This window comes from Aureliella helgolandensis (genome assembly GCF_007752135.1).
Lineage (GTDB): Bacteria > Planctomycetota > Planctomycetia > Pirellulales > Pirellulaceae > Aureliella > Aureliella helgolandensis.
The window spans coordinates 7,935,506-7,952,117 of sequence record NZ_CP036298.1; the positions used below are offsets into that span (position 1 = coordinate 7,935,506).

General features: G+C 55.3%; 13 protein-coding genes. 11 read left to right on the forward strand and 2 right to left on the reverse strand.

Annotated features, from left to right (window positions below):
• The first annotated feature begins 174 nt into the window (after nt 1-174).
• The 6 genes from infB to Q31a_RS28075 all read left to right on the forward strand — a co-directional run bounded on the left by infB (nt 175) and on the right by Q31a_RS28075 (nt 7,250).
• Entirely contained in the window at nt 175-3,165 is a 2,991-nt protein-coding gene (gene infB, locus Q31a_RS28050) for a translation initiation factor IF-2 (protein ID WP_145085661.1), read from the forward strand.
• 35 nt (nt 3,166-3,200) lie between these two features.
• Nucleotides 3,201-3,650, forward strand: a complete 450-nt coding sequence (rbfA, locus tag Q31a_RS28055) for a 30S ribosome-binding factor RbfA (RefSeq protein WP_145085664.1) — start codon at nt 3,201-3,203, stop codon at nt 3,648-3,650.
• A gap of 154 nt (nt 3,651-3,804) precedes the next feature.
• Nucleotides 3,805-4,710 carry a hypothetical protein gene (locus Q31a_RS28060; protein WP_145085667.1) on the forward strand — a complete coding sequence of 302 codons (906 nt, stop codon included), beginning with the start codon at nt 3,805-3,807 and terminating at the stop codon, nt 4,708-4,710.
• Between the two features lie 164 nt (nt 4,711-4,874).
• Nucleotides 4,875-5,627 (forward strand): YebC/PmpR family DNA-binding transcriptional regulator, encoded by a 753-nt coding sequence (locus tag Q31a_RS28065; RefSeq protein ID WP_145085670.1) that lies wholly within the window; start codon nt 4,875-4,877, stop codon nt 5,625-5,627.
• 365 nt (nt 5,628-5,992) lie between these two features.
• Nucleotides 5,993-6,952: a DUF1559 domain-containing protein gene (locus Q31a_RS28070; protein ID WP_197355833.1), complete on the forward strand. Its 960-nt coding sequence runs from the start codon at nt 5,993-5,995 to the stop codon at nt 6,950-6,952.
• A 103-nt stretch (nt 6,953-7,055) separates the two neighbouring features.
• A complete protein-coding gene (locus tag Q31a_RS28075) occupies nt 7,056-7,250 on the forward strand; it encodes a hypothetical protein (RefSeq protein ID WP_145085673.1) in 195 nt (64 codons plus the stop codon).
• A 159-nt stretch (nt 7,251-7,409) separates the two neighbouring features.
• Here Q31a_RS28075 and leuA read toward each other — a convergent pair whose 3' ends face one another.
• Nucleotides 7,410-9,089 carry a 2-isopropylmalate synthase gene (leuA, locus tag Q31a_RS28080; protein ID WP_197355835.1) on the reverse strand — a complete coding sequence of 560 codons (1,680 nt, stop codon included), beginning with the start codon at nt 9,087-9,089 and terminating at the stop codon, nt 7,410-7,412.
• A gap of 217 nt (nt 9,090-9,306) precedes the next feature.
• Here leuA and Q31a_RS28085 point away from each other — a divergent pair, with 217 nt between their 5' ends.
• Entirely contained in the window at nt 9,307-9,738 is a 432-nt protein-coding gene (locus Q31a_RS28085) for a hypothetical protein (protein ID WP_145085678.1), read from the forward strand.
• On the opposite strand, the gene pyk is transcribed toward Q31a_RS28085, so the two are convergent.
• Nucleotides 9,721-11,187, reverse strand: a complete 1,467-nt coding sequence (pyk, locus tag Q31a_RS28090; RefSeq protein ID WP_145085681.1) for a pyruvate kinase — start codon at nt 11,185-11,187, stop codon at nt 9,721-9,723. The two genes, Q31a_RS28085 and pyk, sit on opposite strands and share 18 nt — an antisense overlap.
• Nucleotides 11,188-11,354: 167 nt before the next feature.
• Between pyk and Q31a_RS28095 the strand changes: the two genes are divergently transcribed.
• The 4 genes from Q31a_RS28095 (at nt 11,355) to Q31a_RS28110 (ending at nt 16,569) form a co-directional block, all read left to right on the forward strand.
• Complete coding sequence (locus tag Q31a_RS28095) at nt 11,355-12,182, forward strand: SDR family NAD(P)-dependent oxidoreductase (protein ID WP_145085684.1); 828 nt, start codon at nt 11,355-11,357, stop codon at nt 12,180-12,182.
• A 12-nt stretch (nt 12,183-12,194) separates the two neighbouring features.
• Nucleotides 12,195-13,601: a sulfatase family protein gene (locus Q31a_RS28100; protein WP_145085687.1), complete on the forward strand. Its 1,407-nt coding sequence runs from the start codon at nt 12,195-12,197 to the stop codon at nt 13,599-13,601.
• Nucleotides 13,602-13,674: 73 nt separating this feature from the next.
• Nucleotides 13,675-14,985 (forward strand): xylose isomerase, encoded by a 1,311-nt coding sequence (xylA, locus tag Q31a_RS28105; RefSeq protein WP_145085690.1) that lies wholly within the window; start codon nt 13,675-13,677, stop codon nt 14,983-14,985.
• A 159-nt stretch (nt 14,986-15,144) separates the two neighbouring features.
• Nucleotides 15,145-16,569 carry a hypothetical protein gene (locus tag Q31a_RS28110; protein ID WP_197355837.1) on the forward strand — a complete coding sequence of 475 codons (1,425 nt, stop codon included), beginning with the start codon at nt 15,145-15,147 and terminating at the stop codon, nt 16,567-16,569.
• Nucleotides 16,570-16,612: the final 43 nt, after the last annotated feature.

Here is a 16,612-nt window from a genome sequence, read left to right on the forward strand (position 1 = left end):
GAGGTTGGCTGGCCCTTACGCCTCAACCCGCTTTATTGATAGATGCAGCTTCTCGACAAGGAGAGTCATCTATGTAGATGACACATCCACGTGCAATTGTGGTCGTGTCACAACGCTGCCAAGCAAAGCTGGCGCGTATTCAAGACCATTTTTTGACCCCAGGAACAGTAGCACGTGCCGAAACGCATCTACGCGTTAGCTAAAGAGCTGACAATGGACAGCAAAGATCTCGTCGATCTATGCACCAAAATTGGAATCCTCAATAAGGGTTCCGCCCTCGCGAGTCTCGATGATGACGAAGTGCAACGCATTGAAAAGCACCTCGCTGATAAAGCGGCTGTAGCCTCGAAGCCACAGCCCGCGCCGACGACATCCAAGGCGAAGGACTTAACCCCCACGCGGCCGTCGACCGGACCGCTCACGCGCAGCACAAGCGTCGACACGGGGAAAATCCGAGCCCTCGACGCCAGGCCCAAGCCCTCTTCCCCGCAGCCCGCGGGCAAGCCCGAAGAGCTCGCCTCCAAGGCCGCTGCGACAGAGGCGCCCGCGACTTCCGGCGATACCGCCGAGACAGTCCCTGATGCGGCTCCGTCCACGCCAGAAGAAGCGACGACCACAGCGCCCAGCGCAGCTCAGCCAACCGGCACGGCCAAGGCGACGGCACCAGTCGCCGACACGACTGCCGATGTCCCCTCCGGCTCTGAGACCGAAGCCGATGCAGAGACCGAGGATTCCAATCAGGAGTCAGAGGGCCCCAAGGGCATCTCGCGTGGCAGCTACAACCCCATCTCGCCGGGAGGCGGCGGCCGCATCCGCAGCCTAGACGCGCGGCGGCCAAGTGGAAGCGACAGCAAGCCGGAGCAGGCAGACGAGCGACGCAAGCCGCCTCAGCGCCGCGAACCGGTCATCAACCTTGCGCGACTCCCCAGTGGACGGCAGACTCCTGTTCCGCCACCAAAATCCAACGAGCCCGCGCCTCAACGGCCAGAAATCCGCTTCACCAAGGATGACATCTCGGGCCAAAAGCAGGGCATGAAAGCTCCGCTCCAAGAACTGGAACAACAAAACACCGCTAAAGAAAGCCGCGGCAAGGGCAAGACGGCCGGTACCGCCGCATCCGGAACTGCCGGCTCAGGTGGGTTGACGCAGTTCAAAGCCGACGCCGACCGCGCCAAAGGCAAATTCCGCAAGGGAGACGACGATGATGATAAGGACCTGCGTGGCAAGAAGGCCTCGTCGGGCATCGCCGCCGCACGCTCCGAACGCAAACGTCGCGGACGCGGTTCACTCGACTCCAATGATGACGATCGTCGCAGCTACCGGGGTGGTCGACGCTTGGTCCGCAAGGGAACCAACACCGCCGCACCGCGAAAAGAGAATGTCACCCTTGAACTCCCCTGCTCGGTCCGTAGCTTCTCCGAAGCTGCCGGTGTCCCTGCCGGGCGAGTGATCGGCACCCTCATGCAGATGGGACATGGCGTTACCATTAATGCCAGCTTGGATGCCGAACTGGCCGAACTCCTTGCCGCCGAACTGGGCGTCGAGCTTGAGTTCCGTCAGGCTGCCTCGCTTGAAGAAGATGTAGTGCAAGCGATCGAAGAACACGAAGATACCGCCGAATCCCTCGTGACTCGACCTCCCATCGTTACCTTCCTGGGACACGTCGATCACGGTAAGACGTCCTTGCTGGACTACTTGATCGGAACCAGCGTAGTCAGCGGTGAAGCTGGTGGAATCACCCAGCACATCCGCGCCTACCAGATCGAAAAAGACGGTCGCGTCGTCTCCTTCGTCGATACGCCAGGTCACGAAGCCTTTACCGAGATGCGAGCCCGCGGAGCCAATGTGACTGACATTGCCGTTGTCGTCATCGCAGCCGACGACGGCATCATGCCGCAAACCGCTGAGGCCATCGTTCACGCCAAGGCGGCTGAAGTGCCCATCGTGGTTGCACTCAATAAGATCGACCTGCCAGGCGTCGATCAGAACCGAATCCTCACGCAGATGACCGAGCACGGCCTAACCCCCAGTGAATGGGGCGGCGATGTTGAAGTCGTTCGCACCAGCGCCATCAGCGGCGAGGGCATGGACGAACTGCTCGAAACCCTGCTGACCGTAGCCGAACTCCACGATTTCCGTGCCAACCCCAATCGGCGTGCCGTGGGCGTTTGCTTGGAATCAGAGCAGGCATCGGACAAGGGTGTTATCGCCAAGTTCATCGTCCAAAATGGTACGTTGAACGTCGGCGACATCGTCCTTTGCGGATCGAGCCATGGTCGTATCAAAGCCATGTATGACACGCTCAAACCCAACTTGCAACTCAAATCGGCTGGTCCTACCGTACCTGTGAATATCACAGGCCTCGACATGCCGCCCGGCGCCGGGGAGCGATTCTATGTGCTGGACGATATCGCCCAAGCACGCTCATTGGCCGAAACCCGTGAAGACACTTCGCGTGCTCAATCCCTCTCGGGCACGTCGCCGAAGGTCTCCTTCGAAGCCTTCCAAGACATGCTCCAATCCGGACGCTTAGGGGTCGTTGAGGACAAAGTCGAACTCAACATCATCCTCCGAGCCGATGCTCGCGGTAGCCTCGAAGCGATCGAGAAAGAGCTCAGCAAACTGGAACACCCTGAGGTGCAAATCCGATTGCTGCAGCGAAGCGTGGGAGGCATTTCCGTGGCTGACGTCACTCTCGCCAGCGCCTCGGGAGCCGTTATCGTAGGCTTCAATGTCATCCCGGATGAGAACGCTCGCTCGATGGCAGATGATCGCCACGTCGAAATTCGCCGCTACGACATCATCTACAAATTGGCTGAGGATATCAAAGCCATCATCGAAGGACGCTTGCGTCCTGAAGAGCGGATTGTCGAACTGGGACGAGCCTTGGTCAAAACCGTGTTCAATATCACCCGCGTCGGTGCCGTCGCTGGTTGCTATGTTGCTCAAGGTTCCATCGAACGTGGCTGCCGAATCCGAGTCAACCGCGATGGGCGCACCATTGGTGACTACGCACTCGACTCCGTCAAACGCCACAAAGATGACGTCAAGGAAGTGCCTCGTGGAATGGAATGCGGTATCAAACTGCATGGTTTTAACGACTTGAAACAAGACGATGTGCTCGAAGCCTATCGTATTGAAGAAGTCGCACGGAAACTTGACTAAGTCAATTTCATCCCTCACAAGGCTCGCTACGTATCATGGCTACCCGCCGAATCCTTAAAGCCGCTGAAGCTATTCGCGAAGTCGTCAGTATGGCGATCCTAACGGAACTTCGCGATCCTCGCGTGCAGAACGTGACCGTCACAGGGGTCGAAGTTGCTCCCGATATGCGGACAGCCAAAGTCCTCATCAGCATTATGGCTGATGAGGGCCGGCAAAGCCTCTGCCTACGCGGCTTGCAGAACTCAGCTGGCTTCCTGCAATCGAAGATTGCAAAACGCATTGACACTCGTTACACCCCTCGACTGACTTTCGAGATCGACGATGGCGTCAAGAAGAGCCTTGAAGTTGCACGCATTCTGTACGACCTTGCCAAAGAGCGGGAAGCCCTCGAAGCCGCTCGCGCAGAAGAAACGCCAGCTGGCGAGGAAAACGCCTCTCCAACCGCTGAATCGAATTCGCAGCAGCAGCCTCCCGGCGAGTCCTAAGTCGAGCGACCACCCTACCCCGCCGCCAATCCCTTCCGTGCAACACCCAGTGCCGGAAGGAGAATGCCGGAGGGCGTGGGGTCGATACGCTTCAGAACCTAGAGTTTTGACGCTCTTCCTAACAACAGATAGCCACTAGTAAATAAAATTCACTATGAGCGCAAAGAACCGCGGCGACCGCATCCAACAATTACACAAAGTCGTGACGAAGCATTATACGGCTGTCCCACCCGCGGAAGACCGCTCCGTGCTGGAGCACTTGGTCTACGCCTGCTGCCTCGAAAGTGCGACTTACGAGGCCGCCGATGAGGCGTTCAATCGGCTCCGAGAGTGCTCGTCAAGCGACTGGAATGACGTTCGCGTTACGACCATCACCGAGCTGCGAGAATACCTGCACAATCTCCCCAACCCAGCCGTAGCAGCCCAACACATCAAGAAGAACCTGCAGTCCCTGTTCGAAACCCGCTACAGTTTCGACATTGATGACATGGTCAAAATGAACTTGGGAAAGGCCGTACAAGAGCTCGAAAACCTAGGTGGCGTTTCCAAATTTGTACTGGGCTTCGTAACGCAAAATGCTTTGGGCGGACACGCTATCCCGGTAAACCAAAGCATCATGAACATCCTGCTAGCGACCGAAATCGTTAACGAGGCGGAGGCGGCCAAGGGCCAAGCCCCAGGGCTCGAACGCACCGTCCCTAAGACTAAGGGAGCTGCTTTCGCCTCCTGCTTGCACCAGTTCGCGATCGCCGTAGCTCAGGGCTCCGATCCCAAACTAACCAACGCCGTTCTCAAGGAATGTGGTGCAACAGCTGCCCGGATCGATGCCCTCGACCCCAAAGCGAGCTCCCCACCTCCCTCCAAGCCCGCCAAGAAGAAAGTAGCGCCCAAAAAGGCCGCTGCCAAGGAGGATTCCCCTACCGCGGAAGCCGCCAGCAAACCTGCCGCCAAGCCAAGCAGCAAGAAGACTGCGGCCAAAAAGCCAGCAGCGGCCAAGAAAGCCACCAAAGAGGCGGACAGCTCTGCAACCACCAAGAGTTCGAAACGCAAGCCTCGCTAACGCTTGAGCCACCTCGGACAGCGGGGCTAGCTGGAGGGGACGAGGTTGCAAGTCCCATGGTTTATCACGCTGACACCTGGTCTCGCCCATGGCCCTGGTAACTAAACTGAGACAAAGCGCTAGTACAACTTCTGAACTCTCTTCTGCATTAACGGTAACACGAGATGGCGGGTCATTCGCACTGGGCCGGGATTAAACATAAAAAAGCCCTAGTAGACAGCAAACGCAGTAAACTGTGGTCCAAGCTCTCCAAAGCCATCATCATCGCCGCCAAGCTGGGCGGTGGTGATCCCGATGGCAACGTCCGACTCCGCACCGCTATCCAAGAGGCCAAATCGCTCAGCCTCCCCAAAGAGAATATCGAACGTGCCATCAAAAAGGGTACCGGAGAAATCGATGGCGGGAATGTTGAAGAAATTCTCTACGAAGGCTACGGTCCAGCCGGCGTCGCCATCATGTGCGACATCATGACGGACAATCGCAATCGCACGGCACCAGAGGTCCGCAAGATCTTTGACGTGAGCGGTGGCAGCCTGGGCAGCACCGGCTGCGTGGCTTACATCTTCGAACGCAAAGGCTTGATCATTATCGACCTGGCCGCCGGCGATGAAGAACAGATCACTGAAATTGCTCTCGAGCACGATGCCCTGGATGTGCTCAACATCCACGGAAAAATGGAGATCTACACGCCCCCTGAATTGCTAACCCAGGTCGCTACAGCCTACCAGGACGCAGACATAGCCATGGAACTCAGCGAGGTCACTCGCATTCCCACCAACACGGTAGAAGTCGACGCCGACGTCGCTGCCACAGTTCTGAAGCTGCTCGAAACACTCGAAGATCATGATGATGTGCAAAACGTCTCCACCAATCTCGATTTCTCCTGCCCGTCGGTAGCTGCCCTCCTCAACGACTAATGCCTGCACCGCGACGCGAGTGACAACCGTCCACCACCTTTTTGCGGGTTGAATCGGACACTCCCAAAATGCGGATTATGCGATCTGCAAATTCGTGTCTAGCCAGAGAACGCATCGCTCTCCATCCCTCTTGGGAACCTTCTCAACTCGGTCGCGGGGTTCTCCTTAACAAATCAATGCTTCCTTACGAATTCTGAAATCACTAGCGATTCTTCTTCATAAATCATTAATATCTTTGACGTGCTTCCTATTTGAAATCGGTGCTAAATTTTGGGCCATTGAAGGAATGAAGTTGAGAGCCACGCCTTCAGTGACTCTCCTTTCCTTCTGCACCCCTCCCTTAGTTACATTTAGGAACATCGCAAGTGTTAAAGTTGAACTCCGCGCGAGTTTGCCCTCGCCGCGCATTCACATTGGTAGAGCTGCTGGTCGTCATCGCCATCATTGGCATTCTGGTTGGCTTACTGCTTCCAGCAGTTCAAGCGGCTCGGGAAGCAGCCAGACGCATGCAGTGCACTAACAACCTCAAACAAATCGGATTGGCTTTTCATAATTTCCAGGACGCCAACGGAAAGCTCCCCACGGGAGCTCGCGACGGGAAAGACTCAGCCTTCACCTGCTGCAATGCGACCACCGTTTCAGGCTGGAGCTGGAGCTACAAGATTCTCCCCTACATCGAGCAAGGCAATGTTTACAACCTGGCCGATGACAACGACTACGGCAATACCCAAAACCTCGTCGCCCGCGCGATTATCCCATCGTACACTTGCCCTTCCCGTCGCAATGCTCAACTCTGGGGATCGACTCCCTACTTCCGTAGCGACTATGCCGGCAATGCAGGCGAGCGAGTTGGCGGCGGCTCCGATTCAATCAGCATCGGCAAGCGAGGTGTCGTCGTTCGCACCGAGTCCAACCTCGACATACGACTTGAACAGATCAAAGACGGTACTTCGAACACGATTATGGTCGGCGAAAAAGCCCTGAACCCAGATCGTTACGGCTCGGACGGCGGAGACAACGAACGTTGGAATAATGCCGGCTGGGATGAAGACGTCATTCGCTGGGGAGCTGGAAGTGTATCAGGAGTTGAATATGGCATCCCACCGGTACAGGATCTCAACGCTCCTACCGACACTATCGCAGTCGTGGATGCAGGTGGTCGCAGTTGGACGAACTGGCACCCATTCTTCGGTTCATCGCACGCCGGTGGCTCCAACGCAGTCTTCGGCGACGGATCGGTCCGCTCGATCAGCTACAACATCGATGGAGAAACAATGCGACGCATCAGTATCGCCAACGACGGTATGCCAGTAGGCGAATTCTAGCTCCCAGCCTCAAAACACATCCCGACTGGGTTGGCAGCTCCCCTTGCCCCTTCGCCGCCCAGCATTCGCTCACTTTGACACTCAACGAAGCTGACTACAGAAAATGAAAAACACGACACCCTACTGCATCGGACTACTTCTCGCCGCGCTGACATTGTCCGGTTGCGGTGGCACGAGTACCGCTGCCACGAACGAGCTTCCTTCCGCTGAAGAAATCCAACGCAACGACGACGCCATCGAAGATTCGGAGTCTGCATTTCGGAAGCAACAAGCAGCAGAAGCCAAGCGAAATCGGTAAAACGCCCTCGAACGCTTAACGCGAACCTCAACAACAAACCGCAGTGACCTGTCACTGCGGTTTGTCTTGTTTTAGGGTCCCCCGGTTGCCTGAGACAACTCGATGCTTGCCCGAAGACCCAAGCACCAACCAGAGCGTCTAGACCGTAGCATGTAGATGTTAGCGCTTGGACGTAGCATCGCGACTGAGCCCTAGGCAGCGGTTGATGGCAGCAACCAATCCAAGAATGGAGGCTTTCGTCAATGAGCGATGTTGGCCGACGCCATACAGCTCGGTTCCCTCTGGAGTCTTCAGCAAAATGTAAGCAGCAGCGGAACTCCCGCTTCCTGCCTCCATGGCATGCTCTTGGTAATCCTGAATATCATAGGCTAAACCAAATTTCTCGGTCAGAGCGTGCACCAATGCATCGAGCGGGCCATTCCCCTGCCCTACCACTTCATGCGCAACCCCTTGATATTCGATCGAAAATTGAAACATCTCCTGATCCTCCAGATCGCATTCCAGAGGCTTATGCGATCGATAGACCAATTCCGCTGGAGGCGACACATAGGTTTCGAGAAATTTCTTCCCCACTTCCCTAGCCGGCATTTCCTGCCCAGTAGAGTCAGTAGCTTGTTGCACCACCTGGCTAAAGGCTACTTGCAGCCGACGCGGTAGCCGGAAGCCCAATTCATTTTCGACCAGATAGGCCACGCCTCCCTTGCCCGATTGCGAGTTGACGCGAATGATCGGGTCATATTGTCGGCCAATGTCCGCCGGGTCTATCGTCAGGTAGGGAACTTCGAACTGCTCTTGCCCAGATTCCTTCATCGCGTCGTAACCCTTCTTAATCGCATCCTGGTGCGATCCCGAAAAGGCGGTAAACACGAGATCTCCGGCGTAGGGTGTCCGTTCATGAACCTTCAGCTCGGTGCAGAACTCCGCTACCCGACGGACCTCTTTGATATTCGAAAAATCCAACCCAGAGTCGATGCCTTGAGTCGTAAGATTCAACGCCATCGTCACGATATCCAAGTTTCCCGTGCGTTCACCATTTCCGAACAGAGTTCCCTCCACACGGTCGGCTCCGGCCAATAGAGCCAGCTCAGACGCTGCGACTCCAGTTCCGCGGTCGTTGTGCGTATGCAATGAGATGATGGCCCGGTCGCGGAACTTGAACAACCGACAGAACAATTCAATTTGATCCGCGTACACATTCGGAGTTGCCAACTCGACCGTCGAGGGCAGATTGATAATGGTTTTATTCTCAATCGTCGGCTGCCAAACGTTGCAAACCGCATCGCAAATTTCTACGGAGAAGTCGATCTCCGTCCCGGTAAAGCTCTCGGGCGAGTACTGGTAGCGCACTCGACCATCGCTTACCTGGGAAGCCAACTCATGGATCCGGGTCGCCCCATCGACAGCCAACTTCGTGATCTCAGCTTTATCTGCACGAAAGACAACTCGCCGCTGCAAGGTCGATGTCGAATTGTACAAATGCACAATCGCATTCTTCGCTCCAGCTATGGCCTCAAAGGTTCGCTCGATCAGTTGCGGCCGCGCCTGCGTCAGAACCTGGATGGTCACGTCATCCGGAATCAGCTGCTGCTCGATCAGCTCCCGTAGAAAACTAAAATCGGTTTCCGAAGCGGCGGGAAAACCAACCTCAATCTCCTTGAAACCAATGCGGAGAAGCGTCTTGAACAATTCCATTTTCTTGGCCGGCCCCATCGGGTTGATGAGCGCCTGATTCCCATCGCGCAAATCGACGGAACACCACACGGGCGCGTGGCGGATCGTTTGATTGGGCCACGTACGATCTGGCAGACTCAGTGGCTGAAATGGAACGTATTTAGGCACGATGATCCTCTAATTCTCATGAAAAATTGACGAAAAAAAACCCCGAAGCTCGACTCGAGCTTCGGGGTATTAGTTGTTCTAAACTATCCGATTCTATGCAGATCGAACCCCTACCGCTCGCAATCAGCGAGAGCTAGCAAAGCAAGCCCGGAAAGGAGGAGGTTGGAGCTGGTGAAATTCACGACAAAATCTTCGATTCAAGGGTTAGCCGGGTACCATGACAATCGGTGCATTCCAGGGTATCCACCAGAACAATTATCGTCAAGACAATTTGTGGAGCAATAGCCCAAGTCGACAACTAATCGGAATCCGCCGCATAAGCAAGGAAGAGTCGTCGCCGCTACCAAGTGGTCCAAGAACTACCCTCACGGCAAAACTAAACGCGCTCCCCAAACCAGCAAACCAGTACGACCTAAAAAATTGCAACCCGCCGCGTAAGCAAGGAAGAATCGTCGCCGCTACCAAGTGGTCCGATGACGACCTCCACAGCAATGCTGAAAAGTTCCTAGTTCAACGACGCCTCAAGGGATCGGCTTGGCCGGCAGCAGCAGCCAAGCTCAAGTCGATTGCCGACGGAGCCAAGTGGTTCACTCTCAAAAACTTTTCGGTAAACCACGTACGTGGATTCGACTCAGGCGTCCTTCACTAGAGGATCGCCACTCACCTCATGCACCACAAGCAAATTGTGGGTATTGTTGATCACGCCAGTTCCCGTAACGAAGACGACATGATCGCCAACATTTAAGAAATGCTGCGCCCGCCCCCACTGAATCACCTCTTCGATCAACTTCCGAGGATCCTCAAACGACTCGACCAAGTGGGGCATAATACCCCAAAACAGGCACATACGCCTGAGCGTGGCCAAATTACTACTCACACCTAAGGTCGGCACAAAATTGCGTTGTTTGGCTTTTACCCAAGCAGTTCCTCCAGAACGACTCGCCACGACAACCAACTTGGCATTGATGGCTTCCGCAATATTCGCCGCACTATGGGTCACAGCCGAAGTAATGGGATGCACCCGGTCGGACTTTCGGGCTCGCCCACCCGGCGGAGAGTCCTTTAACAGCTGTTCGGTATGGAGCATGATGCGATCCATCGTATCGACCGCCAGCACCGGGTACTTTCCGATCGCCGTCTCGCCACTCAACATACATGCATCCGCACCGTCCAGAATCGCGTTAGCCACATCGCTTGCTTCTGCACGCGTTGGCCGTGAATTTTCGTGCATGCTTTCTAGCATCTGCGTAGCGACAATCACGGGCTTCATTCTGTCTTTGCAGACTTGAATAATTCGCTTTTGGGCAACCGGGGTTTCGGCAACATCGATTTCGACCCCCAGGTCACCACGGGCTACCATGATTCCATCCGATGCTTCGACGATAGCCTCTAAGCATTCGAGTGCTTCGCGTTTCTCAATCTTGGCAATGACTAATGCAGTGGAGTCGAGGGATGCCAACAGATCCTTGAGCGATAAAACATCCTGAGGAGTGCGGACAAAGCTCAGACTGATAAAATCGATTTCATTGCGTGCCCCCCACATTGCATTTTCGATATCCTCTGGCCGCATGGATGAAACACTCAGAGTGACGCCAGGCAAATTCACCCCTTGCCGACTCCGCACGGTACCAGCGGTCAACACCTTACAACCTGCAGTATCCTTTGTCTTCGACGTGACCAATAACGAGATGATTCCATCGGCGAGCATGATGCGATCGCCAACTTTGACCTCATCGAGCAGCTTTCCGTAACTGCAACACAACTGATGGGGAAGTTCAGAAACGCTTCCGCGGACGAACTCAACCACATCCCCCACTTCCAACTCTAGCGCTTCGACGGCCAGCTGGCCCAATCGAATTTTGGGCCCCGACAAGTCCAGCAACACAGCCACTGGAAAGTTGGTGATTACCCGCACTTGTCGCACCATATCGAGGACCTTCTCGAAATCTGGTATCTTGCCGTGGCCGGTGTTGATCCGAAAGATGTCCACTCCATGCTCTACCAACTCCACCAACTTCTCGACCGAGTTGCAGGCAGGTCCCACCGTGGCAACAATCTTGGTACGCGCTTCATTCAAATTGGGACGTGGAGCATCCATAGAATTCACTTTCTGGCTTTCTTTTCATCAAAACGAACCGATTCGCCGTACTGCTAGAACATCGTTTTAGTTCATTGGATTAAATTCATACAGTACGTCCTGCCCCCCGTCGCCCCCACTCTGCCTCCTCCCTCGTCACTCACTCCTCTCACCCCCCGAAGATTTCTATGAATTCCAGTCCCTGGAAAGGAAAGACGGCGATAATCTGCGGTGCGTCTTCCGGCCTTGGACGGTCCCTAGCGTGCAATCTCGCACAACAATCCGCCAAACGACTCGTGCTGGTGGCGCGCACCCCCGAACCGCTGGCCAACCTAGCCAGGGATTTATCGCAGCGAGATCCCACCCTGAATATTTCGGTACATTCCCTCGATCTCCAGCATCGCGAGGAAGTGGAAGCACTGGTTGTGAAACTCAAGCAGCAGAACCTCCAAGCAGACATCGTGATTCAGGCCGCTGGCCTAAGCGACCGCGGAACCCTGCAAACCCTGTCCTCCAGCCGCCTGCAGGAATTGCTCCAAGCCAACCTTTCTACAAGCCTCAACGCACTGCAGTGCTTCCAACCCCTCGTCACTTCCCCAGGTGGAGTGTTTGTCTTCATTGGCTCGCTTGCAAGCATCTTCACTCCACGCTTCATCGGAGGCTATGCCATCGCCAAACATGCCTTGGCGGGCATGGCTGGCCAAGCCCGAATGGAACTTGCCGAAGTCGGTGTCCATGTACTGTTAGCCTGTCCTGGTCCCATTGCACGGCCCGACGCGGGAACCCGATACAACGCACTCAGCCAGCCCTCTGATCTTCCGGACGCAGCTCTACAACCGGGTGGCGGCGCCAAGCTCAAGGGACTCGACGTCCGCAGACTTGCCCAAGACATTTTGCTTGCCGCCCACCGGCGACAACCGGAACTTATCCGTCCACGCAAAGCCAGACTGCTACACATCCTGTCCGCCATCTCTCCTCGCATTGGAGACTGGTACCTTCGCAAACAAACCAGTTAAGGGCCCCTCGACATGAATTTCCACAAGTGCTCAACGCTCCTGCTTGCCCTGCAAGCCGTCTTAGCCGCGCTGTTTGCACCAAACACCGTGTTGGCAACCGCGCCCAACGTTGTGGTAATCTTCTGCGACGATCTTGGCTATGGGGATCTCTCCAGTTTTGGACATCCCTCCATCAACACGCCTCGATTGGACCAAATGGCCACAGAGGGAATGCGCTGGAAGAATTTCTACAGCGCTGCACCAGTCTGCACACCGAGCCGTGCAGCCTTACTTACGGGACGCTTGCCGCTACGCAATGGCATGTGCAGCAACACGCGTCGCGTCCTCTTCCCGGACTCTACGGGAGGCTTGCCAGACTCAGAAATAACACTAGCTGAAATGTTGCGGTCAAGCGGTTATCGAACGGGCTGCGTAGGGAAATGGCATCTGGGACATCTGCCTCAATTTTCCCCTTTGCAACACGGATTCGACTCCTACTTCGGCATCCCCTACTCCAACGACATGGATCGTACTGGTGATGCGCCTCGTGGACGGCACGCCATCTTTGAGCCCGAGACCGAGTACTTCAATGTACCTCTGCTGCGTGATCGAGAAATTCTCGAGCAACCCGCCGACCAAACCACCATTACTCGCCGCTATACCGAAGAGGCCATTCAATTCATTCAAACCCCATCCGAGCAGCCGTTCTTCCTCTACCTAGCACACTCGATGCCTCACGTTCCATTATTCCGCAGCCCAGCGTTCGAGGGGCACAGCCGCCGAGGACTCTACGGCGACGTGATTGAAGAAATCGACTGGAGCGTAGGACAAGTGCTAGACGCAATTCGCGACTCGAATCTGGCTGAAAATACCCTCGTCATCTTCACCAGTGATAACGGTCCCTGGCTATCTCAAGATGCTCACGGCGGATCCGCTGGACTCTTGCGCGAAGGAAAAGGCACTACGTGGGAAGGGGGCATGCGCGAGCCGACCATCATGTGGTGGCCAGGTACGATTGAAGCAGGTCAAGCCACGGCCGCCATGGGCTGCACGACCGACCTCTTAGCCACCTGCGCGACTCTCTCCGGCGGTCAGCTTCCGACCGATCGTGTGATCGATTCCGTCGACCTCACTCCAGTGTTGCATGACGCAACCGCCAACACGCGCAACGAGCTGTTCTACTATCGTGCCTACGAATTAATGGCCGTGCGCATGGGGCCTTGGAAAGTTCACTTCCAAGAGCAAGGATCGTACGGAACGGAACCAAAAAAGCTGACCAAATGCGCTCCCCCGAAGCTCTACCACCTGGAGCATGATCCCTCGGAGCGGTACAACATTGCTCAGAATTACCCCGAAATTGTAGCTCAAGTTGAACAGCTCGTCGAAGAACACCGCAAAACCCTCGTTCCTGCGCCCAGCCAGCTTGAAAATAAGCCTTGAACTCCCTGCTGCTGGTGTCGTGCGGAAAACAGCTACCCGGTAGCCTATCTAATCAATTGGAAGGAAAATGCTCATGACTCAATTCCCTGAAATCAACCGTATCGAATACGAAGGACCGCAAAGCAAGAACCCGCTGGCGTTCCGATGGTACAACCCTTCGGAAATGATCGAGGGGAAAAGCATGCAGGATCATCTGCGTTTCAGCATTGTTTACTGGCACACCATGCGCGGCACGGGCAGCGACCCCTTTGGCCCCGGTACCGCAGTGCGTCCCTGGGATGATGGCACCAACAGCGTTGACAATGCATTGCGTCGCGTTGAAGTAGCCTTCGAAATCTTTGAGAAGCTGCAAGCCCCCTACTACGCGTTTCACGATGCAGACGTTTCGCCCGAAGGTGAGACACTGGCTGAGTCGCATAGCAATTTCGATCGCATCGCCAAATCTCTCCAAGAGCACCAAGAGAAGACGGGCATCAAGCTGTTGTGGGGAACCGCCAACATGTTCAGCAACCCGCGTTACATGCATGGTGCGGCCACAACCTGCAATGTTGATGTCTACGCCTATGCAGCTTCTCAAGTCAAAAAGTGCCTCGAAGTCACCAAGATGCTTGGTGGAGAGAACTATGTGTTCTGGGGTGGTCGCGAAGGCTACCAAAACCTCTACAACACCGACATGAAACGTGAGCTCGATCACCTGGCTCGCTTCTTCCACATGGCAGTTGACTACGCCAAGGAGATTGGATTCGAAGGCCAATTCCTGATCGAACCTAAGCCCAAAGAGCCGACCAAGCACCAGTACGACTCCGATGCGGCAGCTTGCCTGAACTTCTTGCGTGCCTACGATTTGTTACCGCACTTCAAGCTCAACTTGGAGACCAACCACGCCACCCTGGCTGGCCACACAATGATGCACGAGCTCGACTATGCTGGGCATCAGGGAGCGTTGGGATCCATTGATGCCAATACGGGCGACCTGCTCCTCGGCTGGGATACCGACCAATTCCCGACCGACTACTATCTAACCGCGCAGTGCATGTTGATGATCCTCAAGCATGGTGGACTCGGTTCCGGCGGCGTAAATTTCGATGCCAAGGTTCGTCGCGAAAGCTTTGAACCGATCGATCTGTTCTATGCACACATCGGCGGTATGGACACCTTTGCTCGCGGTTTGAAGATTGCCGCTGCTATCCGAGCAGAAGGCGTTTTGGAGAACTTTGTGAAGGAGCGTTACAGCAGCTGGGACGGTGAGCTCGGACAACAAATCGAGCAGGGACAAGCAAGCTTTGCCTCACTCGAGAAATACATGCTAGCCAAAGGCCAAGCTGCCCCCAACGCTAGCGGACGCCAAGAAATGCTCGAAAATCTGATCAATCGGTATCTCTAACCCTCCTGTGATCAGATGTGCTCCACGGCAGAGTGGTCAAGTGCTCAGCGACCGGTTTCAGAACCGTCGTGGGGCACTCTCATCCTAATACGCATCGCTGTCCAACCCCAGCAAACTCCTGCTGGTTGGACTCGTGTTTTTCTACGAACTGGAATGTCGATGAGTTTCCAAAATATTGCTCGCGCGACTCTCCTGCCTATCTTTATCTGCCTAGCTTCTGCATGCGGGAGCGCCGAGGAGGCCGAATCGCTGTTCCCCGCAGGCTGGCAGAAAAGCAGCACCCAAGACCCAAGCTGCTTCGTCAACATCAGCCCTGGCAAATGGCTCGAAGTGTTCCCTTCCGGCAACAGCTTGAGCTTTGAAGAGACAAGCCGCGCCGGCCGAGTCGTCGAACTATTCGATCCAGGCCGACAGATAAAGATCAAGCTGAAACCCGACGGCTCGGAAATTGCTGTCGGAGACGCTGACTTTAGCCCTTGGGTTCAAGGCTTATGGAAGCCAAGCAAAGAACTCCCAGAATATGCTGAATTCGCGCCAGTTGACTATCGCCTACGACTCCTCTACTTTGTACCGACAGATCGTCAGCCCATCGAAAATTACACCGCGAAAATTCGCTGCGTGATGAAACTTGTCCACTCGTTTTATCAAGTCGAGTTTGCGCGCCGCGGCTGGTCGAAGCAGAGCCTACTCTTCGAACTCGACGATTCTCAACAACCAATCGTTCACCTCATCCGTGGTCAACACGCTGCCGCCTACTACTCCGGTGCACCCAACTACGATGTCAATCAGCAATACGGACGCTTGATACCCGAAATCCCCAAAGAGATCGGGCATCCTTCCACTCAGCTGATCGTCGCATTTATGGAGACCTACGATAGCGGACCGCACCACTTTGAATGGCCCGGCGGTGTCGCCTTGGGTGGACAGTGGTCGCCCGACGGTGGCCTCGGCATTTTCTCCGCCTGGATTCTCCAAGATCAATTCTGTGCAACCACGATGGAAGCACAGCTCAAACTGTTCCAAGACGAGACTCCAATCGTAGGCCGTACCGCGCTCGGCCATGGGCGTCCAGATTCTCCGCGTTTCGAATTTATTGAAGATGGATTCGGCGCCGTTATCCACGAAGTGGGGCATTCACTCGGCTTGCCGCACGATCGACGTGAAGATCATTATTACATTATGGGCAACGGCTTCCGAAGACTTCGAGCAAACCTAGATCAAGCAACACCTCTAGAACGCCGAGCTCGATTCTCGGATGCCAACGCTGGGCTACTCTCCGTATCGCGGCATCTCAATCCAATGTCTGACCGCTCGGACAATCAAGCTCCGACAGGCACCTTGAGCCTAGATACAACGGAGACAGCAAACGTCTACCGCCTACTCATCGACGCACAGGACGATCGCGGTCTGGCAGCCGTGGCCGTCATGCTCGGAGGCAATGTGATTGATGGAGCCAGTCTAAACGGCCAGACAATTTCCCAGCCTTTTGAAGTGAACTTGGAAACCAGCGATTCAGCCACTGAAATCGAAGTCTTAGTAGCCGATCAGGGTGGCAATATCGCGAAACTCAGGCTCCAAGATTAGCGGTCGCCAGCCCACCCTTCTCATTCAAGAATTTGCGGTGAAG

Bases quoted from the DNA above. Each gene is read 5' to 3' on its own strand.
- rbfA (WP_145085664.1), top strand. From the start codon at position 3,201: ATGGCTACCCGCCGAATCCTTAAAGCCGCTGAAGCTATTCGCGAAGTC.
- Q31a_RS28060 (WP_145085667.1), top strand. From the start codon at position 3,805: ATGAGCGCAAAGAACCGCGGCGACCGCATCCAACAATTACACAAAGTC.
- Q31a_RS28065 (WP_145085670.1), top strand. From the start codon at position 4,875: ATGGCGGGTCATTCGCACTGGGCCGGGATTAAACATAAAAAAGCCCTA.
- Q31a_RS28075 (WP_145085673.1), top strand. From the start codon at position 7,056: ATGAAAAACACGACACCCTACTGCATCGGACTACTTCTCGCCGCGCTG.
- Q31a_RS28085 (WP_145085678.1), top strand. From the start codon at position 9,307: ATGACAATCGGTGCATTCCAGGGTATCCACCAGAACAATTATCGTCAA.
- pyk (WP_145085681.1), bottom strand. From the start codon at position 11,187: ATGGATGCTCCACGTCCCAATTTGAATGAAGCGCGTACCAAGATTGTT.
- Q31a_RS28095 (WP_145085684.1), top strand. From the start codon at position 11,355: ATGAATTCCAGTCCCTGGAAAGGAAAGACGGCGATAATCTGCGGTGCG.
- Q31a_RS28100 (WP_145085687.1), top strand. From the start codon at position 12,195: ATGAATTTCCACAAGTGCTCAACGCTCCTGCTTGCCCTGCAAGCCGTC.
- xylA (WP_145085690.1), top strand. From the start codon at position 13,675: ATGACTCAATTCCCTGAAATCAACCGTATCGAATACGAAGGACCGCAA.
- Q31a_RS28110 (WP_197355837.1), top strand. From the start codon at position 15,145: ATGAGTTTCCAAAATATTGCTCGCGCGACTCTCCTGCCTATCTTTATC.